This is a genomic window from Streptomyces sp. NPDC048600 (assembly GCF_055587025.1).
The window spans coordinates 15,114-41,882 of the sequence record NZ_JBVJGZ010000027.1; the positions used below are offsets into that span (position 1 = coordinate 15,114).

Annotated in this window: 23 protein-coding genes and 1 pseudogene; 7 read left to right on the forward strand and 17 right to left on the reverse strand. The window is 73.2% G+C overall.

Annotated elements, in window-relative coordinates; translation table 11 throughout:
• The first annotated feature begins 106 nt into the window (after positions 1-106).
• Entirely contained in the window at positions 107-1,615 is a 1,509-nt protein-coding gene (locus ACZ6SQ_RS29810) for an amino acid permease (RefSeq protein ID WP_469567473.1), read from the forward strand.
• Positions 1,616-1,738: 123 nt separating this feature from the next.
• Here ACZ6SQ_RS29810 and ACZ6SQ_RS29815 read toward each other — a convergent pair whose 3' ends face one another.
• Positions 1,739-2,101 carry a PIN domain-containing protein gene (locus ACZ6SQ_RS29815; protein ID WP_469567475.1) on the reverse strand — a complete coding sequence of 121 codons (363 nt, stop codon included), beginning with the start codon at positions 2,099-2,101 and terminating at the stop codon, positions 1,739-1,741.
• Between the two features lie 67 nt (positions 2,102-2,168).
• Between ACZ6SQ_RS29815 and ACZ6SQ_RS29820 the strand changes: the two genes are divergently transcribed.
• Positions 2,169-3,203: a DUF8189 domain-containing protein gene (locus ACZ6SQ_RS29820; RefSeq protein ID WP_469567649.1), complete on the forward strand. Its 1,035-nt coding sequence runs from the start codon at positions 2,169-2,171 to the stop codon at positions 3,201-3,203.
• Between the two features lie 152 nt (positions 3,204-3,355).
• Here ACZ6SQ_RS29820 and ACZ6SQ_RS29825 read toward each other — a convergent pair whose 3' ends face one another.
• The 5 genes from ACZ6SQ_RS29825 to ACZ6SQ_RS29845 form a co-directional block, all read right to left on the reverse strand.
• Positions 3,356-5,485: a 3-hydroxyacyl-CoA dehydrogenase NAD-binding domain-containing protein gene (locus tag ACZ6SQ_RS29825; protein ID WP_469567477.1), complete on the reverse strand. Its 2,130-nt coding sequence runs from the start codon at positions 5,483-5,485 to the stop codon at positions 3,356-3,358.
• Positions 5,482-6,699, reverse strand: a complete 1,218-nt coding sequence (locus ACZ6SQ_RS29830) for a thiolase family protein (RefSeq protein ID WP_263213749.1) — start codon at positions 6,697-6,699, stop codon at positions 5,482-5,484. Before ACZ6SQ_RS29830 ends, ACZ6SQ_RS29825 begins: the two co-directional genes overlap by 4 nt.
• A 244-nt stretch (positions 6,700-6,943) precedes the next feature.
• Positions 6,944-8,230, reverse strand: coding sequence for a ribonuclease D (locus ACZ6SQ_RS29835; protein WP_469567480.1), 1,287 nt, complete (start codon positions 8,228-8,230; stop codon positions 6,944-6,946).
• A 170-nt stretch (positions 8,231-8,400) separates the two neighbouring features.
• Positions 8,401-9,063: a LuxR C-terminal-related transcriptional regulator gene (locus ACZ6SQ_RS29840; protein WP_386380843.1), complete on the reverse strand. Its 663-nt coding sequence runs from the start codon at positions 9,061-9,063 to the stop codon at positions 8,401-8,403.
• 312 nt (positions 9,064-9,375) lie between these two features.
• Positions 9,376-10,053, reverse strand: coding sequence for a DUF3000 domain-containing protein (locus tag ACZ6SQ_RS29845; protein ID WP_469567482.1), 678 nt, complete (start codon positions 10,051-10,053; stop codon positions 9,376-9,378).
• A 147-nt stretch (positions 10,054-10,200) separates the two neighbouring features.
• On the opposite strand from ACZ6SQ_RS29845, the gene hemE reads away from it, so the two are divergent.
• Positions 10,201-11,268, forward strand: coding sequence for a uroporphyrinogen decarboxylase (hemE, locus tag ACZ6SQ_RS29850; protein ID WP_469567485.1), 1,068 nt, complete (start codon positions 10,201-10,203; stop codon positions 11,266-11,268).
• Positions 11,269-11,285: 17 nt separating this feature from the next.
• On the opposite strand, the gene ACZ6SQ_RS29855 is transcribed toward hemE, so the two are convergent.
• The gene (locus tag ACZ6SQ_RS29855) at positions 11,286-12,092 is read right to left on the reverse strand and encodes a rhomboid family intramembrane serine protease (RefSeq protein WP_469567487.1); all 807 of its coding nucleotides are present in this window, start codon (positions 12,090-12,092) and stop codon (positions 11,286-11,288) included.
• A gap of 77 nt (positions 12,093-12,169) precedes the next feature.
• On the opposite strand from ACZ6SQ_RS29855, the gene ACZ6SQ_RS29860 reads away from it, so the two are divergent.
• The gene (locus ACZ6SQ_RS29860) at positions 12,170-12,430 is read left to right on the forward strand and encodes a hypothetical protein (RefSeq protein WP_386380847.1); all 261 of its coding nucleotides are present in this window, start codon (positions 12,170-12,172) and stop codon (positions 12,428-12,430) included.
• A gap of 49 nt (positions 12,431-12,479) precedes the next feature.
• Here ACZ6SQ_RS29860 and ACZ6SQ_RS29865 read toward each other — a convergent pair whose 3' ends face one another.
• Together ACZ6SQ_RS29865 and ACZ6SQ_RS29870 are read right to left on the reverse strand one after the other, a co-directional pair.
• Complete coding sequence (locus tag ACZ6SQ_RS29865) at positions 12,480-13,877, reverse strand: FAD-dependent oxidoreductase (RefSeq protein WP_469567490.1); 1,398 nt, start codon at positions 13,875-13,877, stop codon at positions 12,480-12,482.
• A 27-nt stretch (positions 13,878-13,904) separates the two neighbouring features.
• Positions 13,905-14,888 (reverse strand): DUF4349 domain-containing protein, encoded by a 984-nt coding sequence (locus tag ACZ6SQ_RS29870; RefSeq protein WP_469567493.1) that lies wholly within the window; start codon positions 14,886-14,888, stop codon positions 13,905-13,907.
• A 200-nt stretch (positions 14,889-15,088) separates the two neighbouring features.
• Between ACZ6SQ_RS29870 and hemG the strand changes: the two genes are divergently transcribed.
• Both hemG and hemQ read left to right on the forward strand, forming a co-directional pair.
• Positions 15,089-16,540, forward strand: a complete 1,452-nt coding sequence (gene hemG, locus ACZ6SQ_RS29875) for a protoporphyrinogen oxidase (protein WP_469567495.1) — start codon at positions 15,089-15,091, stop codon at positions 16,538-16,540.
• A 5-nt stretch (positions 16,541-16,545) separates the two neighbouring features.
• Positions 16,546-17,277, forward strand: coding sequence for a hydrogen peroxide-dependent heme synthase (hemQ, locus tag ACZ6SQ_RS29880; RefSeq protein ID WP_386380851.1), 732 nt, complete (start codon positions 16,546-16,548; stop codon positions 17,275-17,277).
• A gap of 88 nt (positions 17,278-17,365) precedes the next feature.
• Here the strand turns inward: hemQ and ACZ6SQ_RS29885 are convergent, their stop codons facing one another.
• The 6 genes from ACZ6SQ_RS29885 to ACZ6SQ_RS29910 all read right to left on the reverse strand — a co-directional run bounded on the left by ACZ6SQ_RS29885 (position 17,366) and on the right by ACZ6SQ_RS29910 (position 24,159).
• Entirely contained in the window at positions 17,366-18,985 is a 1,620-nt protein-coding gene (locus tag ACZ6SQ_RS29885; RefSeq protein ID WP_469567497.1) for an alpha/beta hydrolase, read from the reverse strand.
• 125 nt (positions 18,986-19,110) lie between these two features.
• The gene (locus ACZ6SQ_RS29890; RefSeq protein WP_469567500.1) at positions 19,111-19,911 is read right to left on the reverse strand and encodes a TIGR04222 domain-containing membrane protein; all 801 of its coding nucleotides are present in this window, start codon (positions 19,909-19,911) and stop codon (positions 19,111-19,113) included.
• 95 nt (positions 19,912-20,006) lie between these two features.
• Positions 20,007-20,789, reverse strand: a complete 783-nt coding sequence (locus ACZ6SQ_RS29895; protein WP_469567502.1) for a DUF4142 domain-containing protein — start codon at positions 20,787-20,789, stop codon at positions 20,007-20,009.
• 229 nt (positions 20,790-21,018) lie between these two features.
• A complete protein-coding gene (locus tag ACZ6SQ_RS29900) occupies positions 21,019-22,344 on the reverse strand; it encodes an MbnB/TglH/ChrH family RiPP precursor modification enzyme (RefSeq protein ID WP_469567505.1) in 1,326 nt (441 codons plus the stop codon).
• Positions 22,345-22,502: 158 nt separating this feature from the next.
• Positions 22,503-23,291, reverse strand: a complete 789-nt coding sequence (locus ACZ6SQ_RS29905; protein ID WP_469567508.1) for a DUF4142 domain-containing protein — start codon at positions 23,289-23,291, stop codon at positions 22,503-22,505.
• 142 nt (positions 23,292-23,433) lie between these two features.
• A complete protein-coding gene (locus tag ACZ6SQ_RS29910; protein ID WP_469567510.1) occupies positions 23,434-24,159 on the reverse strand; it encodes a peptidyl-tRNA hydrolase in 726 nt (241 codons plus the stop codon).
• Positions 24,160-24,261: 102 nt separating this feature from the next.
• Here ACZ6SQ_RS29910 and ACZ6SQ_RS29915 point away from each other — a divergent pair, with 102 nt between their 5' ends.
• Positions 24,262-24,441, forward strand: coding sequence for a hypothetical protein (locus ACZ6SQ_RS29915; RefSeq protein ID WP_386380858.1), 180 nt, complete (start codon positions 24,262-24,264; stop codon positions 24,439-24,441).
• On the opposite strand, the pseudogene ACZ6SQ_RS29920 reads toward ACZ6SQ_RS29915, so the two are convergent.
• Both ACZ6SQ_RS29920 and ACZ6SQ_RS29925 read right to left on the reverse strand, forming a co-directional pair.
• Positions 24,433-25,286, reverse strand: a pseudogene (locus ACZ6SQ_RS29920) (polysaccharide deacetylase family protein). The gene ACZ6SQ_RS29915 and the pseudogene ACZ6SQ_RS29920 sit on opposite strands and share 9 nt — an antisense overlap.
• A gap of 111 nt (positions 25,287-25,397) precedes the next feature.
• Positions 25,398-26,765, reverse strand: coding sequence for an alkaline phosphatase PhoX (locus ACZ6SQ_RS29925; RefSeq protein ID WP_469567513.1), 1,368 nt, complete (start codon positions 26,763-26,765; stop codon positions 25,398-25,400).
• Positions 26,766-26,769: the final 4 nt, after the last annotated feature.

The window sequence follows — 26,769 nt, forward strand, 5'->3', positions numbered from 1 at the left end:
GTCGGAGTGGTGAAACCGGCCCATCCGCGTGAAGGCGCTCGTGCCGGGGCATACGTGGTGCACCCCCTCTCGATCATGTCGAGGACGACAAGTGGGAGGTAAACCCGTGAGCAGTACCCTCTTCCGGACGAAGAAGGTCGAGCAGTCCATCCTCGACACCGAGGAACCCGAGCACGCACTCAAGAAATCCCTGTCGGCCCTGGACCTCACGGTCTTCGGCGTCGGCGTGATCATCGGCACCGGCATCTTCGTTCTGACCGGGACGGTGGCCAAGAACAACGCGGGGCCCGCGGTGGCCCTGGCCTTCGTCGCGGCGGGTGTCGTCTGCGCCCTCGCCGCGCTCTGCTACGCCGAGTTCGCCTCCACCGTCCCGGTGGCCGGCTCGGCCTACACCTTCTCCTACGCGTCCCTCGGCGAACTGCCCGCCTGGATCATCGGCTGGGACCTCGTCCTGGAGTTCGCGCTCGGCACGGCGGTGGTGGCGGTCGGCTGGTCCGGCTACATCGCCTCCCTGATGGACAACGCGGGCTGGCATCTGCCCGACGCGCTCGGCACCCGTGACGGCGCCGACGGCTTCGGCTTCGACATCCTCGCCGCCGCGCTCGTCCTGGTGCTCACCGCGATCCTCGTCCTCGGGACCAAGCTCTCCGCGCGCGTCACCTCGGTGGTCGTGGCGATCAAGGTGACCGTCGTGCTCACCGTGATCATCGCCGGTGCCTTCCTGATCGACGGCAACAACTACGACCCGTTCATCCCGAAGAGCCAGGAGGTGCCGGCCGGCGAGAGCCTCCAGGCGCCGCTGATCCAGCTGATCTTCGGCTGGGCCCCCTCCAACTTCGGTGTGATGGGCATCTTCACGGCCGCGTCCGTCGTCTTCTTCGCCTTCATCGGCTTCGACGTCGTCGCCACCGCCGCCGAGGAGACCCGCAACCCGCAGCGCGACATGCCGCGCGGCATCCTCGGCTCCCTCTTCATCTGCACCGCCCTGTACGTCGCCGTGTCGATCGTCGTGACGGGCATGCAGCACTACACCGACCTGTCGGTCACGGCCCCGCTCGCCGACGCCTTCAAGGCCACCGGACACCCCTGGTTCGCGGGCTTCATCAGCTTCGGCGCCGCCGTCGGCCTCACCACGGTCTGCATGATCCTGCTGCTCGGCCAGACCCGTGTCTTCTTCGCCATGAGCCGCGACGGACTGCTGCCGCGCTTCTTCTCCCGTGTACACCCGCGGTACAAGACGCCGCACCGGCCGACCATCCTGCTCGGCGGGATCATCGCGATCGTGGCCGGCTTCACCCCGCTGAGCGAACTCGCCGAACTGGTCAACATCGGCACCCTGTTCGCCTTCGTCGTCGTCGCCATCGGCGTGATCATCCTCCGCCGTACGCGCCCCGACCTGCCCCGCTCCTTCCGCACACCCTGGGTGCCGTTCCTGCCGATCGTCTCGGTCCTGGCCTCCCTGTGGCTGATGCTCAACCTCCCCACCGAGACCTGGCTCCGGTTCGCCGGCTGGATGGTCGTCGGCATCGTCGTCTACTTCCTCTACGGCCGCTCCCACAGCCGCCTCGGCCGCCACGAGGAGACGGTCAAGGCCCCGGGCCCCGGAGAGGCCTGACAACCGACGCCTGCTCTCGAGGGGCGCGGGGAACCGTGCGACCAGCCACGACCCACCCACGGCCGCAACACGAAGGACCGGGGCGGGTGGCCGGCCGCCGGGCCCGCGCCCCTTGTCACATGCTCAGCGCCGGACCGAGCGCGGCCCCACGACCTCCGCCCCCAGCTCCCCCACCCGCCCCCGCAACTCCCGGTCCGCGGTCACGACGAGACAGGACCGCCCCGCGGCGGCCACCAGCTCCACGATCCGATCGTCACCGCTCCCGTCCGAGGACTCCACCCGGACCCCCGGCACCGACGACACCCCGCGCGCGGCCCCCTCCACCACGAGCACGATCTCCAACGGCCCGTCCCGCCCCGGCACCCCGTCGGCCGCCAGCCGGTCCCGCAGCCGCTCCGCGGCCCCCCGCCGGTCGCGCCACCATCCGTCCGGCACGGACCCGACGACGTTCGCGCCGTCGACGATCACCAGCAAGGGGTCGCTCATGCCCTCAGCGTCCCACGCCCCGCGGGCGGGCGGACCTCCGCCGTCCGATTAGAGTGACTCCGTGCCCATGGTTCGCGCAGTGAACGGCAATTGGCTCATACGCGGCCGCGACGGCCGTCTGAGTGTCTATCTCTCCTCCGACGACGCGGTCCTGTGCCGGGCCGAGTTCGCCCCGGGAGGCTCCTGGCAGGCACCCCGCAGGATCGGCGGCGCCCAGCAGCTGCACGCCGGGTTCGCGGTGGGCCAGGGTGCCGACGGCTATGCCCATCTGGTCGCCTGGCGGCCCACTCGTTCGGGTGAGTCCGGCCTGGTGCACTCCACGCACTTCCGGCCCCTGCTCGCCGCACTGGACTGGGCCCCGGTCGGCCACCCCAACAAGCAGGGCGAGCGCACCGGAGAGCCCGCCGTCGCGGTCGACGCCGAGGGCCGCGCGTACCTCTTCGTGCGCAACCGCGGCAAGGGCGTGCAGACCGTCAACCAGAAGGAGCGCGGCGGCTGGAACACCTGGCACGACCTGCGCGGCTCCAGGGTGCACGAGCAAGTCGTCGCGGTCACGGGGGAGTCGGGCCGGATCGAGGTGTACGCCGGCAACCCCACGGGCGTCCTGCGCTGGCTCCAGCAGGAGCCGGGCGGCCGTCCGGTGGCGGCCGTTCCGCTGGCCGCCGACGTGGAGCCGGGCACGCTCGCCGCGCTGCCCACCTCCAAGGAGCACACGACCCTGTTCTACGCCGCCCCCGACGGCATGCTGTACGCCTGGCGGGAGGGCGGTGAGCCGGCCCCGCTGCTCACCGCGGCCGGTCCGGGCCCGGTGGCGCTGCTGCGCTGCGACATCGACGGCCACGACTGCACCGTGCTCGCCCAGCGCTCCGCCTCCGGCCGGGTCGCCTTCGCCGCCTACCCGACCGAGGGGGAGACGGCGGGCCTGTGGTGGACGGAGTCGGGCCCCCAGCTGCCGCCGGGCACCCGCGTGGCGCTGACGGTGGACGGCACCGGCCGCGTCACCGCCGCCACCCTCACCCCCGACGGCACCCTCCGCATCACCCGCCGCAAGGAAGAACCGGGCCTGGCCCTGGAACCGTGGCAGGAGTGCAGCGCCCCCTAAAGGGGCGCGGGGCTGTGTCATTGTGCGGCTCCGCCGCGCGGGCGCGACCAGCCTCATCCGACCTGCACCCGAAACACAGCCTGCGCCGAACACAAACACCGGTGCCCCGCACACCACCCAGGTGTGCGGGGCACCGGCGCCGAAGCCAAGCGCTACGCGGGCACGCTCGCCACGCCCTGCTCCAGGAACCGCTTGCCGTTCACCCGCTCGCTGACACCCTCACGGTCCAGGTACGGCGTGATGCCGCCCAGGTGGAAGGGCCAGCCGGCGCCGGTGATCAGGCAGAGGTCGATGTCCTGCGCCTCGGCGACGACACCCTCGTCGAGCATGAGCCCGATCTCCTGGGCCACAGCGTCGAGCACGCGGTCGCGCACCTGCTCCTCGGTCAGGACGACATCGCCCTGCTTGAGCAGCGCGGCGACCTCGGGGTCCAGCTCCGGCTTGCCGGAGTCGTAGACGTAGAAGCCGCGCTTGCCGGCCTCGACGACCGCCTTGAGGTTCGGGGAGACCGTGAAGCGCTCGGGGAAGGCCCGGTTGAGGGTCTCCGAGACGTGCAGGCCGATCGCGGGACCGACCAGCTCCAGCAGGACCAGCGGCGACATCGGCAGACCGAGGGGCTCGACGCCCTTCTCGGCGACGGCGACCGGGGTGCCCTCGTCGATGACGTTCTGGATCTCGCCCATGAAGCGGGTCAGGATGCGGTTCACGACGAACGCCGGGGCGTCCTTCGTCAGCACCGCGGTCTTCTTCAGCTTCTTGGCGACACCGAAGGCCGTGGCCAGGGAGGCGTCGTCGGTCTGCTCACCGCGGACGATCTCCAGCAGCGGGAGGATCGCGACGGGGTTGAAGAAGTGGAAGCCGACCACGCGCTCCGGGTGCTGGAGCTTGGAGGCCATCTCCGACACCGACAGCGAGGAGGTGTTGGTGGCGAGGATCGCGTGCGCCGGGGCGACCGCCTCGACCTCCGCGAACACCTTCTGCTTGACCGTCATCTCCTCGAACACGGCCTCGATGATGAAGTCCGCGTCCGCGAAGCCCTCGGCCTTGTCCAGGACACCGGTGACCAGGGCCTTCAGGCGGTTGGCCTTGTCCTGGTTGATCCGGCCCTTGCCGAGCAGCTTGTCGATCTCGGCGTGGACGTAGCCCACACCCTTGTCGACGCGCTCCTGGTCGATGTCGGTGAGGACCACCGGCACCTCGAGGCGGCGCAGGAACAGCAGCGCCAGCTGCGAGGCCATCAGGCCCGCGCCGACGACGCCGACCTTGGTGACCGGGCGCGCCAGGCTCTTGTCCGGGGCGCCGGCGGGGCGCTTGCCGCGCTTCTGCACCAGGTTGAAGGCGTAGATGCCGGAGCGCAGCTCGCCACCCATGATCAGGTCGGCGAGGGCGACGTCCTCGGCGTCGAAGCCCTTCTGGAGGTCGCCGTCCTTGGACGCCTCGATGATGTCCAGGGCGCGGTAGGCGGCCGGGGCGGCGCCGTGCACCTTGGAGTCCGCGATGAAGCGGCCCTTGGCGACGGCCTGGTCCCAGGCCTCGCCGCGGTCGATCGCCGGGCGCTCGACCACGACGTCGCCCTTGAGCACGGACGCGGTCCAGAGCAGGGACTGCTCGAGGAAGTCGGCACCCTCGAACAGGGCGTCGGCGATGCCCAGTTCGAAGACCTGCTTGCCCTTGAGCTGCTTGTTCTGGTTGAGGCTGTTCTCGATGATCACCGAGACGGCGTTCTCGGCACCGATCAGGTTCGGCAGGATGGTGCAGCCGCCCCAGCCCGGGACCAGACCGAGGAAGACCTCGGGCAGCGAGAAGGCCGGCAGGGCCTTCGACACGGTGCGGTAGGTGCAGTGCAGACCGACCTCGACGCCACCGCCCATGGCGGCACCGTTGTAGTACGCGAAGGTCGGCACGGCCAGACCGGCCAGACGCTTGAAGACGTCGTGGCCGCCCTTGCCGATGGCCAGGGCCTCCTCGTGCTTCTTCAGCAGCTCGACGCCCTTGAGGTCGGCGCCGACCGCGAAGATGAACGGCTTGCCGGTGATGCCGACGCCGACGATCGAGCCGTCCGCGGCCTCCTTCTCGACCTGGTCGATGGCGAGGTTGAGGTTCGCCAGCGACTGCGGGCCGAAGGTGGTCGGCTTGGTGTGGTCGAAGCCGTTGTCCAGCGTGATGAGCGCGAAGCGCCCGGCGCCGAACGGCAGGTCGAGGTGGCGGACGTGCGCGGACGTCACGACCTCGTCGGGGAACAGCTCGGCCGCACCCTTCAGAAGCTCAGCGGTGGTGCTCACTTGTCCCCCTCGAAGTGCGGGTTCTCCCAGATGACGGTGGCGCCCATGCCGAACCCGACACACATGGTGTTCAGGCCGTAGCGGACGTGCGGCTGCTCCTCGAACTGGCGGGCCAGCTGCGTCATCAGACGCACGCCGGAGGAGGCCAGCGGGTGGCCGTAGGCGATCGCGCCGCCGTACTGGTTGACGCGCGCGTCGTCGTCGGCGATGCCGTAGTGCTCCAGGAAGGCGAGGACCTGGACGGCGAAGGCCTCGTTGATCTCGAAGAGACCGATGTCGGAGATGGACAGGCCCGCCTGGGCGAGCGCCTTCTCCGTGGCCGGGATCGGGCCGTAGCCCATGACCTCGGGCTCCACGCCGGCGAAGGCGTAGGAGACCAGGCGCATCTTGACCGGCAGGTTGTTCTCGCGGGCGAAGTCCTCGCTCGCGATGATCGACGCGGTGGCGCCGTCGTTCAGACCGGCCGCGTTGCCGGCGGTGACCCGGCCGTGCACGCGGAAGGGGGTCTTGAGGCCCTGGAGGTTCTCCAGGGTCGTGCCCGGGCGCATCGGCTCGTCGGCGGTGACCAGGCCCCAGCCCGTCTCACCGGCCTCCGGGTTGGTGCGGCGCACCGAGATCGGCACCAGGTCCTGCTGGATCTTGCCGTCGGCGTACGCCTTGGCGGCCTTCTCCTGCGAGCGCACGGCGTACTCGTCGGCGCGCTGCTTGGTGATGGTCGGGTAGCGGTCGTGCAGGTTCTCGGCGGTCATGCCCATGAACAGGGCGGACTCGTCGACGAGCTTCTCCGACACGAAGCGCGGGTTCGGGTCGACGCCCTCGCCCATGGGGTGGCGGCCCATGTGCTCGACACCGCCGGCGATGACGGCGTCGTAGGCGCCGAAGGCGATCGAACCGGCCGTCGTGGTCACGGCGGTCAGGGCGCCGGCACACATACGGTCGATCGAGTAGCCCGGGACGGACTGCGGCAGACCCGCCAGGATGCCCGCCGTGCGGCCGAGGGTCAGGCCCTGGTCGCCGATCTGCGTGGTCGCGGCGATGGCGACCTCGTCGATCTTCTTGGGGTCAAGGCCGGGGTTGCGGCGCAGCAGCTCCCTGATCGCCTTGACGACCAGGTCGTCGGCCCGGGTCTCGTGGTAGATGCCCTTCGGGCCCGCCTTGCCGAACGGGGTGCGGACGCCGTCGACGAAAACGACGTCCCTGACGGTACGAGGCACGATGGCTCTCCTCCAGGGTGCGGGATGGCACTGCTGCGACACGCATGCACTGAGCGCGCGCTCAGACCCATGCTACTTACGAGTAACGTAGCTGCACAGCCCTGGAGGACGGAGCGGCGAAGGTCACACCCCACCGCCCCCGCGTCCTCCGGGGATCTTGGCCTGATCTCGACGCCACTGTTCCACTTGTGCGCCCTCGGTAATGCCACAACCGTCCCGCGAACGCCCGCCCCGGCGCCGGGTACTACTCGGGGACGGACAGCGCGTCCACCAGAACCGGCGTCACCTGCGCGACCTGCCAGGGCCGGGCTCCGTACCCCGCCAGCGCCGCCGCGACGGACTCGGCGTCCACCGCCTTCGGCGGCTCCCAGCAGATCCGCCGCACGGTGTCGGGGGTGATCAGGTTCTCCTGCGGCATGGCGAGCCGCTCGGCGAGCGCGGTCACGGCGGTCCGGGCCGCGGACAGCCGGGCCGCGGCGACGGGGTCCTTGTCGGCCCAGGCGCGCGGCGGCGGGGGACCCGCGACGGACTGCCCCTGCTGCGGAAGCTGCGACTCGGTCAGCGCCTTGGCCCGTTCGATGGCGGCCTGCCACTGCTCCAGCTGCCGCCGCCCCATCCGGTGCCCGAAGCCGTTGAGCGTGGCCAGGACGTGGGCGCCGGCGGGGACGGCCAGCGCGGCCTCCACGATGGCGGTGTCGGACAGCACCTTGCCGGGCGAGACGTCCCGCCGCTGCGCGATCCGGTCCCGTGTCTCCCACATCTCCCGTACGACGGCCAGCTGCCGCCGCCGCCGCACCTTGTGCATCCCGGACGTACGGCGCCAGGGGTCCTTGCGGGGCTCGGGCGGCGGCGCGGTCGCGATGGCGTCGAACTCCTCGCGGGCCCACTCCAGCTTGCCCTGCCGGTCCAGCTCCTTCTCCAGCGCGTCGCGCAGGTCGACCAGCAGCTCGACGTCCAGGGCGGCGTAGCGCAGCCAGGGCTCGGGCAGCGGGCGGGTGGACCAGTCGACGGCGGAGTGGCCCTTCTCCAGGACGTAGCCGAGGACGGACTCGACCATCGCGCCCAGGCCGACCCGAGGGAATCCGGCGAGGCGGCCGGCCAGCTCGGTGTCGAACAGCCGCTCGGGGACCATGCCTATCTCGCGCAGACAGGGCAGGTCCTGGGTGGCGGCGTGCAGCACCCACTCCACGCCCGACAGCGCCTCGCCGAGTCCGGACAGGTCGGGGCAGGCAACGGGGTCGATCAGCGCGGTGCCGGCGCCCTGGCGGCGCAGCTGCACCAGATAGGCCCGCTGTCCGTAGCGGTAGCCGGAGGCGCGCTCGGCGTCGACGGCGAGGGGGCCGGAGCCGGCCGCGAGGCGGGCGATCACATCGGCGAGGGCGGCGTCGTCCGCGACGACGGGCGGAATGCCCTCACGGGGTTCGAGGAGAGGGATCGGCGCCCCGGCAGCAGAAGATCCGTCGTCTTCCGGAGGGGCGCCCCCGGTGGTTCGCAGTGATGTGTCTGCTGCGGTCTCTTGGGCGTCGGTCACCTGTCAAGGGTATCCATGCGTGGACGGGGCCCGCCGACGGAACGTTCCGTCGACGGGCACCCAGGGGTCGTAAACCAGTCAGGCCGGGGAAACGACGGGTTCACATCGGCACGGCGGCCGGAGGAGGGCGGGGCCGGGCCGGGTGGCCGGGTCCCCGCGGGGCGGTCGGGTCAGTGGATGATTCCGGTGCGCAGGGCCACCGCCACCATCCCGGCACGGTCACCCGTGCCGAGCTTGCGGGCGATGCGGGCGAGGTGGCTCTTCACGGTCAGGGCGGACAGCCCCATCGAGACACCGATCGCCTTGTTCGACTGGCCCTCGGCGACCAGGCGCAGCACCTCGACCTCACGGCCCGACAGCTCGCGGTAGCCGCCCGGGTGGCTCGGGGCACCCGGGGGGCGGCGGTGGAGCCGGGCTGCCGCGGCGCCGATGGGGGCGGCACCGGGCCGGGTGGGGAGCCCGACGTTGGAGCGGGTGCCGGTGACGACGTAGCCCTTCACTCCGCCCGCGAGGGCGTTGCGGACGGCGCCGATGTCGTCGGCCGCCGACAGGGCGAGGCCGTTGGGCCAGCCCGCGGCGCGGGTCTCGGAGAGCAGGGTCAGGCCGGAGCCGTCGGGCAGATGGACGTCGGCGACACAGATGTCGCGGGGGTTGCCGATGCGGGGACGGGCCTCGGCCACGGACGACGCCTCGATCACGTCGCGCACACCGAGCGCCCACAGATGGCGGGTGACGGTGGAGCGGACGCGCGGATCGGCGACCACGACCATGGCGGTGGGCTTGTTCGGACGGTAGGCGACCAGGCTTGCGGGCTGCTCAAGAAGAACGGACACCGGGCCTCCTGGGGTGCGGGACGGCTGTCAAGGTCACAGTCGTCTTCGGCAGTAAACCCGGTGCCCTTTAGGAAATGATCACGATCTAGTGAGTAACAATTAGTGCAATTCGGACAGGCGATCGATCGTTCGGTGACCAAATCGGTTCGTTCGATCGATCGCTCGTGATTGAAAGTGGCCGTATCGACAAAGAGACGGCCACACGGGAGCCGGATCGAACCGTCGGCGCCCCCCGGAGGCGGCCGTGCGCGACGGCCGAAAGGGAGGGCGAAGGGGGGTCGGCCCGAGCCGCGAGCGGCCGGAGGGGGAGGGTCAGCGCGACTGCGGGCCGCGCCGCTGCGGCAGCGTCACCACCGACGCGTCGCCAGGACCGGCCGGCGGCAGCCCCGCGACCTGCGCCAGCAGATCGCACCAGGCCGTCAGATGCGCCCCCGTGTCCGGAACCCCGCCCAGGCCCTCGCGCGGTGTCCACGACGCCCGGATCTCGATCTGCGAGGCGGCCGGGCGGGCCGACAGCCCCCCGAAGTGATGAGAACTCGCCCGGGTGACCGTGCCGCTCGGCTCGCCGTACGTCAGCCCGCGCGCCTGGAGCGCGCCCGTCAGCCAGGTCCAGCAGACGTCCGGCAGCAGCGGGTCGGCCGCCATCTCCGGCTCCAGCTCCGCGCGCACCAGCGTCACCAGCCGGAACGTGCCGTGCCAGGCGTCGTGCCCGGCCGGGTCGTGCAGCAGCACCAGCCGCCCGTCGGCCAGGTCCTGGTCGCCGTCCACGACGGTGGCCTCCAGCGCGTACGCGAACGGCGCCAGCCGGCGGGGCGCCGGGGTCGGCTCCACCTCGAGCTGCGGGCGCAGCCGGGCCGCGCGCAGCGCGTCGACTGCGGCCCGGAAAGGCGGCGGTGGCCCTGTTTCCGTATGCCGCTCCGCCTCCTCGGTCCCCTTCGCCTCGTCCATTCCGCCAGCGTCGTCCGACAGTCGTCCCTGAGCCGCAGCCATGCGGGGAAGAGTAAGGGGAACGGGGGCCGCGCGCAGGGCAAGACACCCGGCCGGGGCGCGGCCGGTCACCTCGGGTGCGGTGCGGGCCGGGCCCCCGGCGTCCGGGCGCGGCCGTGTCCGCTCCGGGGCCGTGGGAGACTTTCCGGCGTGAGTGCCAACGGAAGCCCTGCGGGCCAGCAGCCGACAGCCACCTACGACTCCGCCTTCCTGAAGGCGTGCAGGCGTGAACCCGTACCGCACACGCCGGTGTGGTTCATGCGGCAGGCCGGGCGCTCGCTGCCGGAGTACCGCAAGGTCCGCGAGGGCGTCGGGATGCTCGACTCCTGCATGCGCCCCGACCTGGTCACCGAGATCACGCTCCAGCCGGTCCGTCGGCACGGCGTCGACGCGGCGATCTACTTCAGCGACATCGTCGTCCCGCTCAAGGCCATCGGCATCGACCTCGACATCAAGCCCGGTGTCGGCCCGGTCGTCGAGCGCCCCATCCGTACCCGCGAGGACCTCGCCCAGCTGCGCGACCTCACGCCCGAGGACGTCTCCTACGTCACCGAGGCCATCGGCATGCTCACCCGCGAGCTCGGCGCCACTCCGCTGATCGGTTTCGCCGGTGCCCCGTTCACCCTCGCGAGCTACCTGGTCGAGGGCGGTCCGTCGCGGACGTACGAGAACGCCAAGGCGATGATGTTCGGCGACCCCGAGCTCTGGGCCGACCTGCTCGACCGCCTCGCGGACATCACCGCCGGGTTCCTGAAGGTGCAGATCGAGGCGGGCGCCAGCGCCGTCCAGCTGTTCGACTCCTGGGCGGGTGCCCTCGCCCCCGCCGACTACCGGCGCTCCGTGCTGCCCGCCTCGGCGAAGGTCTTCCGGGCCGTCGAGTCCTACGGTGTGCCGCGCATCCACTTCGGTGTCGGCACCGGTGAACTGCTCGGTCCGATGGGCGAGGCCGGCGCGGACGTCGTCGGCGTCGACTGGCGGGTGCGCCTGGACGAGGCCGCCCGCCGCGTCGGCCCCGGCAAGGCCCTCCAGGGCAACCTGGACCCGACGGTCCTGTTCGCCACCCGCGAGGCCGTCGAGACCAAGGCTCAGGAGGTCCTCGACTCCGCCGCGAGTCTGGAGGGCCACGTCTTCAACCTCGGCCACGGCGTCATGCCGTCCACCGACCCCGACGCGCTCACCCGGCTGGTGGACTACGTCCACACCCGCACCGCCCGCTGACGAACGGCCTCCGGGCCTCACCAGGTCTGCCGGGGCCGGGCGTTCCTGCCGAACAGCAGGCCGCGCGGCTCCGGGGGCGGCGGGGTGCCGGGCCGCAGCGGCCAGGCCAGCAGCATGCCCGCCAGGAAGCCGGCGACATGCGCCGCGTACGCCACCGTGGCGGTGCCCTCGACGGCCTCCCCGGAGGAGTACACGGCCTGGAGCACGAACCAGAAGCCCAGCACGATCCAGGCGGGCAGCCGCAGCGGCAGGAAGATCAGGAAGGGCACGAGGACCCAGACACGGGCCCTCGGATACAGCACCAGGTACGCCCCCAGCACTCCGGCGACCGCCCCCGACGCCCCGATCAGCGGTTCGGCCGAATCCGCGTCGAGCACCGCGAAGCCGTAGGTGGCCGCGTAGCCGCAGGCGGCGTAGAACAGCGCGAAGCGCACGTGGCCCATGCGGTCCTCTATGTTGTTCCCGAAGATCATCAGGAACAGCATGTTGCCCAGCAGATGCAGCAGGCCGCCGTGCAGGAACATCGCCGTCAGCACGCTGAACTCCGGCGACTTGTCGTAGCCCGGCGGCGCGATCACACAGCCCGCGCCCCGCGCGCCCATGCCCACGTCCCCGGTCGGCACCAGCCGCGGCAGCTGGTGCTGGATCAGTTCCCGGGGGACCACCGCGTACTGGTCCAGGAACGCCCGCATGCCGCAGGTGTCCGCCAGGGTCCCGCCGCGGTAGGGCATGTAGAGGAACACGAGGACGTTCGTGGCGATCAGGGCGTACGTCACCCAGGGGGTGCGGCGCACCGGGTTCACGTCATGGACGGGGATGACCACGGTGGACTTCTGCCCTGGATCCGGGCGGTGAACCGGTGAACACGGGCGCGCGTGCGTGCGTATGACTCGGCATGGCGATGAACGAGCAAGTCGGTCCCACCATGCACGCCCTGCCCGACGGCGAGGCCGAGATCGCTCTGGTGGTGCGGTTGCCCTGGGAGGACGTGGCCCGGCTGGGCCAGGAGGCGGGCCGGCTGGCCATGCAGATGAAGCGGCCGGTGACCCTGGACGAGGCCGTCAGCCACCGGCTCCGCTCGCGGCCCGCGACGGCCGCGCACGCCAAGCCGAGCGAACCGGCCGCGGTGTCCACCCTGCCCAGGGTGTCCGGGTCGGCCTGACCCCCGCCCGGCCCCTCTCCCGGTCACCCCACCCCGTCACCCTTCCCCTTCACCCCTGCCGCACCTTCGCCGCCGCCTTGCGCGCCGCCACCAGCACCGGGTCCCACACGGGGCTGAACGGCGGGGCGTAGCCCAGGTCCAGGGCCGTCATCTGGTCCACCGTCATCCGCGCGGTCAGGGCGACGGCGGCGATGTCGACGCGCTTGGCGGCGCCCTCCCGGCCGACGATCTGGACGCCGAGCAGTCGGCCCGTGCCGTGCTCGGCGAGCATCTTGACGGTCATGGGAGAGGCGCCCGGGTAGTACCCCGCGCGGCTGGTGGACTCGACCGTGACCGTCTCGAACCGCAGTCCCGCCCGTCGGGCGTCCTTCTCCCGCAGGCCCGTGCGGGCGATCTCCAGGTCGCAGACCTTGCTGACCGCCGTGCCGACCACACCGGGGAAGGTGGCGTAACCGCCGCCGACGTTGGTGCCGATGACCTGGCCGTGCTTGTTGGCGTGGGTGCCCAGGGCGATATGGCGTTCGCGGCCCGAGACGAGGTCGAGGACCTCCACGCAGTCGCCGCCCGCCCAGATGTTCCCGTGGCCGCGCACTCGCATCGCGAGGTCGGTGAGCAGTCCGCCGTGCTCGCCCAGCGGCAGCCCCGCCGCGCGCGCCAGGGCCGTCTCCGGGCGGACACCGATGCCCAGGACCACCACGTCCGCCGGGTACTCGGCGTCGGCGGTGGTCACCGCGCGGACCCGGCCGTCCTCGCCGGTGGGGAACCCGGTGACCTCGGCGTCGTCGACCATGGTGATACCGAGGCCCGTCATCGCCCGGTGCACCAGACGGCCCATGTCCGGGTCGAGCGTCGACATCGGCTCGCTGCCCCGGTTCACGACCGTGACCTCGAACCCGCGGTTGATCAGCGCGTCGGCCATCTCCACGCCGATGTACCCGGCGCCGACCACCACCGCCCGCCGCCCGCGCGTGCGCTCCAGCGTGTCCAGCAGCGCCTGCCCGTCGTCCAGGGTCTGCACCCCGTGCACGCCCGGCGCGTATGCCCCCGGCATGTCCGGGCGGACCGGACGGGCCCCCGTGGCGATCACCAGATCGTCGTACGACGTCCAGTCCTCGGCCCCGGTGTCGACGTCACGCGCGCGTACCCGCCGCCCCGCCACGTCGATCTCCACGACCTCCGTGCGCAGCCGCAGACCGATGCCGCGCGCCCGGTGCTCCGCGGGGGAACGGGCGATCAGCTCGTCCCGGTCGGCCACGTCACCGCCCACCCAGTACGGGATCCCGCATGCCGAGTAGGAGGTGAAGGGGCCGCGCTCGAACGCCACGATCTCCAGCTCGTCCGGGCCCCTGAGCCGGCGTGCCCGGGACGCCGCGGACATGCCCGCCGCGTCCCCGCCGATCACGACCAGGCGCCTGCCCGCGTTCCCCGTCCCACCGTTCATGGTCATGCGAACACGCTACGGGGCCACAGCATTTCAGTCCCGCCCGTCCCCCTCCGTCGCGCCGCCGGGCCGCTCCCCGGCCGCGGGACGCGCGCCGAACGCGGGCAGCGGGCCGGGCGCGCCCGCCGTGGGCGCGGGCTCCGCCGCGCGGGGCAGCCGGGGCCGTACGACCCGCAGCCACAGCAGCGCGAGCAGACCCAGCGCCGCCGCGAACGGCAGCACCGCGCCCAGCACCAGCGCGATCCATCGCAGGGTCGTCAGAAACGCGTCCCAGCCGCCCGACAGGGCGTCGACGAAGCCCGGGTCGTCGTCCTCGGCCACCCGCTCCACCGGCGTCTCGCTCAGCGACACCGTGATCGTCGCGAGGCTCGTACGGTCCTTCAGGGACACCTGCCGCGCCAGCAGCGCCTCCAGGTCGGACTGGCGGGCACTCAGCTCGCCCTCCAGCTGCACGACGTCGGTGAGCCGGGTGGCCCGGTCCATCAGCTCCCGGATCCGGGCCACGCTCGCGCGCTGCGTCCTGATGCGGCTCTCCACGTCGACGACCTGGTCGGTGACGTCCTCCGCCCGGGCGGTGCGCTCCAGCAGCTTCCCCGAACCCTCCAGGTCGTCGAGCACCTCGGCGTAGGCCTCGACCGGCACCCGCAGCACCACACGGGTACGCTCGCGGCCCCCGGAGTCACGGGTGGTGCTCTCCCGGCCCACATAGCCGCCCGCGCCCTCGGCGACCGTTCGGGCCTCCTCCAGGGCTTTCGGGACGTCCTTGACCTGCACGGTCAGCGAGGCCGTGCGGATGATGTCGTTCACCGGAACGGGCGCGGGAGGCGCCGTGCGGCCGGACGCCGCGTCGGCGTTCTCGGGGCCCTGCCCGGCCGCCTGCTCGGGCTGGGCCTGAACCTTGGCGGCGTCGGACGACCCGCCGGAGTCGGACGCGCCGCTGCACCCGGTCATCGCCAGGGCCGCGGCGAGCAGGACCCCCGCGAGAACCTGCGCGGATCGTGCCGTACGTACGTGCATGGGCCTACCCCCCAAGGCTGAGAATGCTGACGCCCCTTTGACGCACCGGCCCGCCCGGCTCGTTCGCCCGCCGCGGTTCCGAACCCGTCACGGTCGGGACTCGGCGGGGCCACGAGACCCCGGGCGCGGGCCCGCCGGGGACCTTCGGCCGGGCCGGAGGGCCCGGCCGGAGCGCCGGTGCCGGATGAGAGGGTGGGGGCATGAGCGCACAAGGCACGCGGAACAGGCATGTCGTCGTCATCGGGGCCGGGATCGCCGGGCTGGCCGCCGCCCACCGGCTGCTCGGGCGCGGCGCGACGGTGACCGTGCTGGAGGCCTCCCACCGGGTCGGCGGCAAGCTGCTGCCCGGCGAGATCGCGGGCGCGCGGGTGGACCTCGGCGCCGAGTCGCTGCTGGCCCGCCGCCCCGAGGCGGTCGCCCTGGCCCGCGAGACCGGCCTCGCCGACAGCCTCCAGCCGCCCGCCACCGCCACCGCCTCGCTCTGGACCCGCGGCGCGCTGCGCCCCATGCCCAAGGGCCATGTCATGGGCGTCCCCGGCACCGCTGCCGCCCTGGCCGGAGTGCTGTCCGACGAGGGACTGAAGCGCATCGAGGCCGACGACGAACTGCCGCGCACCGAGACCGGCGACGACATCGCGGTCGGCGAGTTCGTCGCCGCCCGGCTCGGCCGCGAGGTCGTCGACCGGCTCGTCGAACCGCTCCTGGGCGGGGTGTACGCGGGCGACGCCTACCGCATCTCGATGCGCTCGGCCGTCCCGCAGCTGTTCCAGGCCGCCCAGCGGCACACCTCGCTGACCGAGGCCGTGCGCGAGATCCAGGCCGCCGCGGCCGCCGCGCAGCAGACCGGGCCCGTGTTCCTCGGCATCGCCGGAGGCGTGGGCCGGCTGCCCCTCGCGGTCGCCGAGTCGGTCCGCGCGCGCGGCGGCGAGATCCTCACCCACACGCGCGTGACGGAACTGCGCCGCGAGCAGGACGGCTGGCGCGTCGTCACCGCGGACCGGGCGCTGCACGCCGACGGCGTCGTCGTCGCCGTGCCTGCCCCCGCCGCCGCGGCGCTGCTGCGCGCCGAGGCCCCCGCCGCCGCGGCCGAGCTGACCGCCGTCGAGTACGCCTCGATGGCCCTGGTCACCCTCGCCTACCGGCGCGCCGACGTGCGCCTGCCCGAGGGCAGCGGCTTCCTGGTCCCGCCCGTCGACGGACGCACGATCAAGGCCTCCACCTTCGCCTCGCAGAAGTGGGGCTGGATCGACGCCGAGAACCCGGACGTGGCCGTGCTGCGCACCTCCGTCGGCCGGCACCGCGAGACCGAGATCCTCGACCGCCCCGACGCCGCCCTCGTCGACGTCTCCCGGCACGACCTGCGCGAGGCGACCGGGCTGGACGCCGTCCCGCTCGACACCCGCGTCACCCGCTGGACGGACGGTCTGCCCCAGTACCCGGTCGGCCACCACGCGCGCGTGGCCCGCATCCGCGAGCACGTCGCCGCGCTGCCCGCCCTCGCCGTGTGCGGCGCGGCCTACGACGGCGTCGGCGTCCCCGCCTGCGTCGCGAGCGCCCACGCGGCGGTCGACCAGCTGGACGGCGACCTCACCGCCGTGACCGCGCTGACGGCCGCCCCGGTGCAGAGTCTCCACGGCGGAGCGGGAGAATAGGGACCATGAGTGACGACGCCCCCACCACCGGCCCCGACCGGATCCCGAACAAGGGCAAGCTGGCCAAGGACCTCAACGAGGTCATCCGCTACACCCTGTGGTCCGTCTTCCAGCTGAAGGACGTGCTCCCCGAGGACCGCGCGGGCTACGCCGAAGAGGTCCAGGAGCTGTTCGACCAGCTCGCCGCCAAGGACGTCACCGTCCGCGGCACCTACGACGTCTCCGGCCTGCGCGCCGACGCCGACCTCATGATCTGGTGGCACGCCGAGACGGCCGACCAGCTCCAGGAGGCGTACAACCTCTTCCGCCGCACCAGGCTCGGCCGCGCGCTGAAGCCGGTGTGGTCGAACATGGCGCTGCACCGCCCCGCCGAGTTCAACCGCTCGCACATTCCGGCGTTCCTCGCCGACGAGACGCCGCGGAACTATGTCAGCGTCTACCCCTTCGTGCGGTCCTACGACTGGTACCTCCTGCCCGAGGAGGACCGCCGCCGGATGCTCGCCGACCACGGCAAGATGGCCCGCGGCTACCCCGACGTGCGCGCCAACACGGTCGCCTCGTTCTCGCTGGGCGACTACGAGTGGCTGCTGGCCTTCGAGGCGGACGAGCTGTACCGCATCGTCGACCTGATGCGTCACCTGCGGGCCTCCGAGGCTCGCCTGCACGTCCGCGAGGAGGTCCCCTTCTTCACCGGCAGGAGGAAGGACGTGGCCGAGCTGGTGGCGGGCCTGGCCTGAGCGCCCAGGGGCGCGGGGCCGCATCGATCGGCGGCTCCGCGCCCCGGGCGCGACCGGCATCGGGCGGGCGTCTTTTCCCCGCAGACCGTCACTCCGACGGCGAGGGAACAGGCTCCGCCCGCCCCGCGCACGCGGCACGCCGCGCCGGCGTCCGCCCCTCCAGCAGATACGCCTCCAGGTAGGCGTTGACGCACCGGTTCGGCCCGCCGGCCACCCCGTGGGACCCCGCGTCCCGCTCGGTCACCAGCACCGAACCGGCCAGCCGCCGGTGCAGCTCCAGCGCCCCCTCGTACGGCGCGGCCGCGTCCCGCTCCGCGGACAGGATCAGCAGCGGCGGCAGCTCACCCGGCCCGGTCCGCACGTCCAGGGCACGCTGCTGCGGCGCGGGCCAGTACGCGCAGGGCAGATTCGCCCAGACGTTGTCCCAGGTCTCGAACGGCGCCACCCGGGCCAGCCGGGTGTTGTCCCGGTCCCACACCTTCCAGTCCCGCGGCCAGGGCGCGTCGTTGCACTCCACGGCCGAGTACACCGCGGCCGAGTTCTCCGCCTCCGCGGCCGCCTCCCGGACCGGCCCGGCCACGTCGACCAGCAGCTGCGGATCGCCCTCGAGGTACGCCGACAGCGCCTCGGCCCGCAGCGGCCAGAAGTCGTCGTAGTAGCCGGCCTGGAGGAAGGCACCCTGCAGCTGGCCCGGCCCCACCTCGCCGCCCGCGGGCTCCGCCGACAGCCGGGCCCGGGCCCGTTCGTAGCTGCGCAGCACCTTCGCCGCGGTGTTCCCGAGGCCGTAGACCTTGTCGTGCCGGGCGATCCACTCCCGGAAGTCGGTCCAGCGGTCCTCGAACGCGGCCGACTGCGCGAGGTTGTTGCGGTACCAGATCCGCTCCGGGTCGGGGTTCACGGGGGAGTCGAACACCATCCGCCGCACGTGCGAGGGGAACATCGCCGCGTACAGCGCTCCGAAGTAGGTGCCGTAGGAGGCGCCCATGAAGGTCAGCCGGCTCTCGCCGAGGGCCGCGCGCAGGACGTCGAGGTCACGGGCGTTGTTGAGGGAGTGGTAGTGCCGCAGCGCGCTGCCGTTGCGCTCCGCGCAGCCGCGCGCGTAGGCCTTGGCCCGAGCGATGCGTTCCCGTTTGTACGACTCCGAGGGGTGGGTCGGGGCCGGGGAGGGCCCCTTGAAGTACCGCTTCGGGTCCTGGCAGGACAGCGGCGCGGAGCGGCCGACGCCGCGCGGGGCGTAGCCGACGAGGTCGTAGGCGGCGGCCAGGCGCTTCCACTCCGGCATCAGGCCGATCAGCGGGAAGTAGAAGCCGGAGGAGCCGGGACCGCCCGGGTTGAAGACCAGGGCGCCCTGGCGGGGCACCTTGTGCTTGCTGTTGAACGGGTCGCGCTGGGTGGCCCGGACCCGGCTGACGGTGAGCCGGATCTGTCTGCCGTCGGGCCGGGCGTAGTCGAGCGGGACGGTGACCGTGCCGCACTGCATGCTGCCGGGCATGTCCTGCGCCTCGGAGCATCTGCCGAACTCGATCCCGGCCGCGCCCGCGCGGGCGGCGGCGACGGCGGTGCCGCGCAGTTCGGCCGCCGGACGGGAGAGCGGCCCGGCGGCGCCGGGGCCGCCGGTGGCGCTCCCGGCCGGAGCCGCGGCGAGGGTGGTCAGCAGCAGCGCGGCGGCCGACGCTCCGGCGGCCGAGTGACGGACGGCAGCTCTCATCGCGGATCCCTTCGGTGCACGGCGGCGACACAAGGGATGGTTCGTTCGGCGGCCGGGCAAGGCAAGCACCGCCCGCCCGGTGTCGGCCCCGATGCCCCTTGTGCGCCCCGTACGGGTGCGCGCCGTCACCCGTCCTGGTCGCGCTCCCGCCCCAGGTACTCCTCACGGTGTTCGAACGCCGCGCGCAGATCCGGTTCGCCGACCGCCCGGACGCCGAGCATCGCGACGGAGGTAAGAAAGGCCCGGTCGCCGCTCCCGTCGCCGTGCCGGGCCAGCGCGCCGAGCAGACGCTGCCCGGCGGGGGAGGCCCAGCGGGAGTAGGGGTGCGTCTCGAACCGGGCTATCGCCAGACAGCCGAGGGCGAGCACGAGGGGCAGCGCGAACCACAGCGCCATCAGATGCCGCGGCATGTCCTCCGGTACGGGCAGCAGCAGCGCGGCCGCGCCGAGCACCGGCACCACCACGACGGCGGCCCACACCTGGCGCACGGCCGAGGCGACCGTGGAGCGGCCGGCGTCGGGCACCGCGAGTCCCGCGCCGACCAGGCGTTCGGACAGGGCGCGCACGGAGTCGGCGGCGGCCGCGGCGGTGCGGACCGGCGCTATCCGGGACTGGCCCCGCGGGCCGATCGCCCCGAGCACCGAACGCTCCATCTCGTCGCGTCCGCGCGGGTCGACCACCGTCGCCCAGCCGGTGTGCGCGAGCAGCAGCCGTCGCTGACGGGCCATCGACACCAGCGTCAGATCGGCGACCCGGCGGGGGCCGCCGGACAGGAACGCCGCCTCGTAGAGGGTCAGCTCATGGTGTCCGTCGGCGCGAGGGGCGCTCGCCTCCGCGGCCGCGGCGCGTACCGCGGCCAGGCACAGCCGGGTGCAGGTGAGGCCGGCGGCGGCCCAGGCCAACAGCAGGAAGAGGACCCAGAACATCCTGCGTTTCTATGCCAGAGGCCGAAGAATTGCCATGCCCCGTTCACCATCCGGACGCGGTGTGGCGGGTGGGTGACGTTCCGTTCGCCTGTCCGCTACGACTGCCGCGGTGTGGGCGGGCTGGTCGCCGCGGGCGGCAGCGCGTAGCTCGGCGAGTGCGGCGGGGTCATCGGCACGGCGGGCGCCGGGTCGGCGGTCGGGCCCGGCGGGGCGGGGGAGCTGGTGATCGGCGGGGTGCTGGTGGCCGCCATGTCGCGGGCCAGCTGGTCGAAGTCGACGTATCCCGTGGCCTCCAGGACCTTGATGTGGTCCAGCACGGTGGAGTTGGCGTCGTCGGCGAGCTGGCGCACCAGCGAGTTGCGGGTGCTCGCGCGGACCTGGGCGACCACGCCGAAGACCCTGCCGTGCGCGAGCCGCAGGATGTTGGCGAACTCGCGGTCGTACGTGGTGCCCTGCGCCGCGTCGAGCGTGCCGAGCCAGGCCTGCTGCTGCTCGTTGGGCTCGTTGGGCAGCTCCAGGCCGAGCCGCTTGGCCACGTCGCGCACCCGGTCGTCGAGGAACACATGGCCGTCGACCAGATGCTGTCCCGCGGTGCGGACGGCCTGGGTGGTGCCCTTCTCCTGTGCCTGCTGGCCGGCCGGCAGCTCCCACAGGCCCGCCAGGCGGACCTTGGTGACGAACTCCCGGTCCAGCGCGGACAACGGGCCGAACCGGGTCTGCACCGACTGGTCGGCGAGCACGTCGGGGCCGGTGCCCGAGCGGTCGGCGTACGACCAGAGCGGGAAGACGAGGGCCAGCAGCGTCGCGGTCAGACCCGCGACGATGAGCCCGGTGCCGTTGAACACGCCTCTGCCGGAGATGGGCGGTCGCGGTCGCATGGTGCCTCCTGTTGCGGCACCGCACGCTAGTACGTTTCTGGTGCGGGGTTGGCATATTACTGCGGACTTCAGGCCAACTTCCGTACGGGGACAGAACCTTGCAACTCGGTCATCGTGGAGCGAACAGGAGCTCCGGCGCGACGCCAAAGCGGGGCGGAGACGGCCGAAACAGGCGTACCGGCGAGGGTGTTAGCCGCGGCACATTTCAGCCACGGCCGAAAGGGCCAGGTCAGCGGCGCAGCAGCACCTTGCGCGTGGCCCGCGCGAGACGGGCGTGCGGGCGGGCCCGCGGGGCCGGGCCCGAGCGGTCGAGCCACCAGGTGCGCAGCTCCCGCCGCACGCGGGCGTCCTCGGCCCCGCCCTCGTTCAGCACATGCTCGGCGAAGGCCAGGGCGTCGTGCCGGTAGCCGCCGGTCATCGGGCGCCGCTGGGCGTAACCGAGGAACGCGGCACGGTAGCCCGCGCCGAGGATCTCCGGCAGCTCCGGCGCCACCTTCGCCACCACGTCCGCCCGCTTCGCGGCCAGTGCCCGCGCCTGTACCCGCAGCCGCGCCCGGTCGAACCCCTCGGGCACGGGCGTCCCGGCCACCAGCGCCGACAGCAGGGCCGCCTGCGCGAGCCCGAGACGCTGGCGGGGTGCCTCGTCGGACGAGGGGCCGCGGCCGGGGCGGTCCTCCGTGACTCCGGCTCCGGCGACATGACCGGCACTCCCGGCCGCCTCGCGTGCGGCGCGCCCCGCCTCCACCGCACCCCGGATCGACTCCAGTTCCCGCTCCAGCTCGCCCGGCCCGGGGAAGTTCTCGTCGCGCTCCAGCAGGACGCCCGGCGGCGAGACGCGGGAGGCGAGGTCCTCCAGGATGCCGAGGACGGGCCGGGGGACCGGGTGGGCGTGGCTGTCGTGCCAGACCCCGTCGCGCTCGAAACCGCCGGCGACATGCACGTACGCGATGGCTTCGAGGGGGAGCTCGGCGAGCGCCTTGGCGGGGTCCTCGCCGCGGTTGACGTGATTGGTGTGCAGGTTGGCCACGTCGATCAGCAGCCGTACGCCGGTGCGGTCGGCCAGGTCGTACAGGAACTGGCCCTCGGTCATCTCCTCGCCCGGCCAGCCGATCAGCGCGGCGATGTTCTCGACGGCCAGCGGCACGGGCAGCGCGTCCTGGGCGATACGGATGTTCTCGCACAGCACGTCGAGGGCGTCCCGGGTGCGCGGCACGGGCAGCAGGTGCCCGGCCTCCAGACGCGGGGACGCGGTCAGCGGCCCGCCCGCGCGGACGAACGCGATGTGCTCGGTGACCAGCGGCGAGCCCAGGGCCTCGGCCCGCTCGGCGAGCGCGGTCAGCCGCTCCTCGTCGGGCCGGTCCGCGCCGCCGAGGCCGAGCGCCACCCCGTGCGGGACGACGGTCACCCCGCGCTCGCGCAGCCGCAGCAGGGACTCGGGCAGATGCCCCGGGCAGACGTTCTCGGCGACCACCTCGACCCAGTCGATCCCCGGCATCGCTTCCACGGCGTCCGCGATCTCCGGCCGCCAGCCGATCCCCGTCCCCAGTCGCTCCACGGTCCCTCCCCCGTCGTTTCCGTGCAGGCCGCCGCTCCCGGCGTGTGTTGTGGGGGGTATGGCCCCGCGGCCGGGGCACGAACCCCGCCGCGGGCGCCTTCAGAGCAACATTTGAGGTTGGGGCACCGACCGGCGGTACCCCGGCCTCGGGGCGGGCACTATTGGAGGAAGCCCTCGGAGTCCACCGGGTCCGGCCGGCCCGTGTTGACCGTGCCGGGCGCGCCCGGCGAGGGCCGCGAGGTCGTCTGGATGTCCCCGGTCGGCCCGGCGACGGGCGCCGACGGCACGGGCTGGCCCGGCACCGGCGGCGGCGGACCCGTGGGGCTGGCGGTCGAGGCGTTCGCCGCGTCGTTGGCGATGGCGTCGAAGTCGACCTTGCCGGTCTTCTCCAGGATCGTGATGTGGTCGAGCACGGTCTGGTTGGCGTCGGACGCGAGCTGACGCACCAGGGTGTTGCGGGTGCTGTTCCGCACCGCGCCGATGGCCGGGAAGATCTTGCCGTGCGCGGACCGCAGCAGGTTGACGAACTTGTACTCGTACTCCGGGCCGGTCGCCGCGGTCATCTCCTGGAGCCAGCCCTGCTGCTGATCGGTGGGCTGGTTCGGCAGCGCGACGCCGAGCTGCGCCGCCACGATCCGCACCCGCTTGTCCAGGTCGGTGTGACCGACGATCAGGTGGTCGCCGGCCTCCTTGATCGCCGCGCTCGGCGCCCGCTCGATGGCCTGCTGCCCGGCCGGCAGCTCCCACAGCCCCGCCAGCCGCACCCGGACGATCAGATCCCGGTCGGAGGCCGTCAGCGGCCCCCACCGTGTGTTCACCGTCCCGGCGTCAAGGTTCGCCTGACCTGTCCCCGAGCGGTCCGCGTAGGACCATACGGGGAAGGCGAGCGCGCCGACGGTGGCGACAAGGGCCGCGATGATGAAGGCCGTACCGTTGATACGCCGCAAGGAAGCCTCCTGGGGAAACCGACTGGTCGCTGGGGCAGGTGATGCACGGCCAGCGCACAGGGGTACGTGCGGTGTCCCCGGAATGTTCAAGCGCGTGCCGGGCGATTCGGCGCCGGCCGCGCGAGGGCCCCGCCCCGCCCTTCTACGGCCGTGGCAGCCGCAGTCGGGAGCAGAAGCGGCTGCCGCCCTCCGCCACCACCGTGCAACTGCCCGGCGCCACCTCGGTGAAGCCCGCGTCCCGGACCAACGGCAGGCCGCCCGCGGTCAGTTCGCTCCACCGGTCCGGCTCGGCGGTGCGCACGGCGAGCGGGTGGCCGGCCTCGCGCCAGGCGGCGCGCTCCTCGCCGGACAGCTCCCACCAGGCGAGCTGGGCGCCGTGTCCGGCCTGGGCCATCGCCTTGCCGGCCGACATCTCCACCCCGGGGTTCATCCACAGCACGGGCGCGACCGGGTCCGCCGCGACCGGGGCCCCGGGATCGTCCAGGTCGGTGCCCGACACCTGGAGCCGGGCGAGGTCCTTCGGCCAGCCGTCCAGCGGCACCGGCGGGAACACCCGCACCTGCGCCGCCTTCCCCGTCACCGTGATCCCGTCCAGCGCCTCGGCCCGCCGCCACTCCGCGCCACGGGCCCGCCGCACGACCTTGCGGATACGGGCGTCCTGCCAGTCGCTCATGGCCCGCGCCCACTCCCCGTCGCCCGCCGACCGCTCGTCGGAGAGGATCGTGAGCACCGCGCGCGCCGCCGTCTCCAGCGCGTCCGTACGCGCGGGCGGATCACCCCGCTCGATGCGGACGACGAGGGGCAGCACGAACTGCGGCGCCAGGTCACGGTCACCGGGCGCGGTACGGAAGGGGCTCTCACTGGTCACGCCCACCAGTGTGCCAACCCCGGGCGCGTGGCCGATCACGTGATCGGCCACGCCGGAGGCATGGCCCCCGGGCACCTCGCGGCGGCGGCCTACCCTGGAGGCATGAGCGACGACAACTACTGTCTGATCGACGCCACGAAGCCCCCGAAGGCGGACGGCCCGCCCTACGCGGAGTGCGTGCAGTGCCGGGAGGCCACCGAGTACCCGGAGTCGTACAAGGGCATCACGCTGTGCCCGGTGTGCGAGTGGCAGGAGGCCCAGCGCACGGCCTGCTCAGGCTGACGGCCGCCCCGCGGCGGCGACCAGCTCCGAGACCTTCACGAAGCGGTAGCCCCGCCGCCGCAGCTCGGGGACGATCTCGCGCACGGCCCGTTCGGTGGCCGGGGCGGCGCTGCGCGTGCAGTGCAGCACGACGACGGAGCCCGGCCGCACCCCGTCCAGCACCTGCCGGGCCACGGCCCCGGAGTCCGTCGCGAACGCGTCCCCGCCGACCACGTCCCACTGCACGGCGGTGACCCCGGCGGGTGCCAGGGCGCGCAGGGCCGCGCGGTCGTAACAGCCGCCGGGGAAGCGGAAGTAGGGCATGGCGTCCTCGATCCCCGCCGTGCGGAAGGCGGTGTACGCGCGCTCCACGTCGGCCCGCATCCGGGCTGCGGGCAGGTCCGGCAGGCCGTAGCAGCCGCCGGTGAAGGCGTAGTGGCTGTAGGAGTGGTTGGCGACCTCGAAGAGCGGGTCGCGGCCGATGGCCCGGGCCTGGTCCGGGTACTGCTCCGCCCACCGGCCGGTCATGAACACGGTCGCCGGCACCCGGAGCGCGCGCAGGGCGGCGATCAGCGAGGGATTGTCGAAGCGCTCGCCCGCCGCGGCCCGGTCGCCCTGCCCGCGGTCATGTCGGCGTCGAAGGTCAGCGCGACCGTCCTGCCCCCGGTGCGGGGGCCGTTGCGGAAGACGGGCGTCAGGCCCGCCGGGCCCGGGGCGAGCGTGGGCGGCCGGGACGGCGCGGCGGAGGGGGCCGGGCGCACCGCCCCGGCCGGGCCGCGCGGTGCCTCGGGGGCGCCGCACGAGGCGAGGACCGAGGAGAGCACGCAGACGGCGGTGAGACGCCGGACGCGTCGTACGGAGGGGATCACCGTACGAACGTAGGAGTGACGATCGGGTGGTCGGACGATCCACGCCGCCCGTGCGCCCGATGGCGGGCCCGCGTCACCCGGGCGGGCCCCCCCGGCGGCCGGTGTCCGTCAGTGGTGCCAGGGGCCGGTCACGGCGAAGGTGGTGCCTGGGTCGTAGCAGTTGAGGTACATCGTCCGCCAGTCCGGGGAGAAGACGGCCCCGGCGAACTCGCCCCACTCGGGGGCCTCGGGAGTGCCGGTGTTCTGGCGGTTGCGGGCCACGGGGTAGACGTCGCCGCGCCGGTTGACACCGTAGACGTGCTGGGCGCCGCCGCCGTCCTCGCAGACCATCAGGCCGCCCGCGGGGGACAGGCAGATGTTGTCGGGGGACTCGCCCGGCAGCTGCACGTCCGTGTCCGGGCCGAAGACGATCACCAGGGTGAGGTGGTGGTGGGCCGGGTCGTAGCGCCAGACCTGGCCGTAGTGGTCGGCGCCCGAACCGGCGGCGCGGCGCGCGAAGGACGACACGAAGTAGACGGAGTGACGGCCCCAGTAACAGCCCTCCAGCTTCTGTGCGTGGGTGACACCGCGCGGGCCGAAGTCCTGGAACCGGATCGGGGTCCGGGCCGCCAGCGGGTCGGGGACGTCCACCCACTCGACCCGCTGGAAGCGGGTGCCCGCCTCCTGGATCACCGACAGGTCGGGCACCCCCGGCACCCGCATCGCCTGGAGCCGGCCGCCCGCGCGCAGCGAGCCGTGACCGCCGAGCGGCTTGTTGGGCAGGAAGCGGTAGAACAGGCCGAACGGCTTGTCGAAGGCGTCCTCGGTCTCGTAGACGATGCCGTGGCGCGGGTCGACGGCGATCGCCTCGTGCTGGAAGCGGCCCATGGCCTTCAGGGGGACCGCGCCGCTGCGGTGCGGGTCGGCGGGGTCCACCTCGAAGATGTAGCCGTGGTCCTTGGCGTACCCGTTGGTGCCGGCCCTGTCCTCGGTCTCCTCGCAGGTCAGCCAGGTGTGCCAGGGTGTGGGCCCGCCCGCGCAGTTGACGGCCGTGCCGGCGATCGCCACCCGCTCGGCCAGTACGTTCCCGCGCGCGTCCAGCGCCAGTGCGGTGCAGCCGCCCTTGCCGGCCGGGTCGTAGGTCAGGCCGGGGACGGTGGGGACGCCGATCGGGGCGGTGACGCGGTTCTCGTGGTTGCGGACGAGATGGACCCGGCCGCCCCGGCCGGGCAGTGCGGTCATGCCGTCGTGGTGGGAGGGCACCGGGCCCTCGCCGGAGCGCAGCGGGTCGCCCTCGCGGGAGAGCACCCGGTAGCGGAAACCTTCCGGCAGATCGAGCAGGCCCTGCGGGTCGGGCAGCAGGGGGCCGTAGCCGTGGCGGCCCGGACCGCCGGCGGCGGCCGAACCGGCGAACAGTTCCGAGAGAGCGCCGGTGAAGGCGATGCCGGCTCCCACGGCCCCGGACCGCGCGAGAGCCTGACGACGCGTCATGGACATGTAC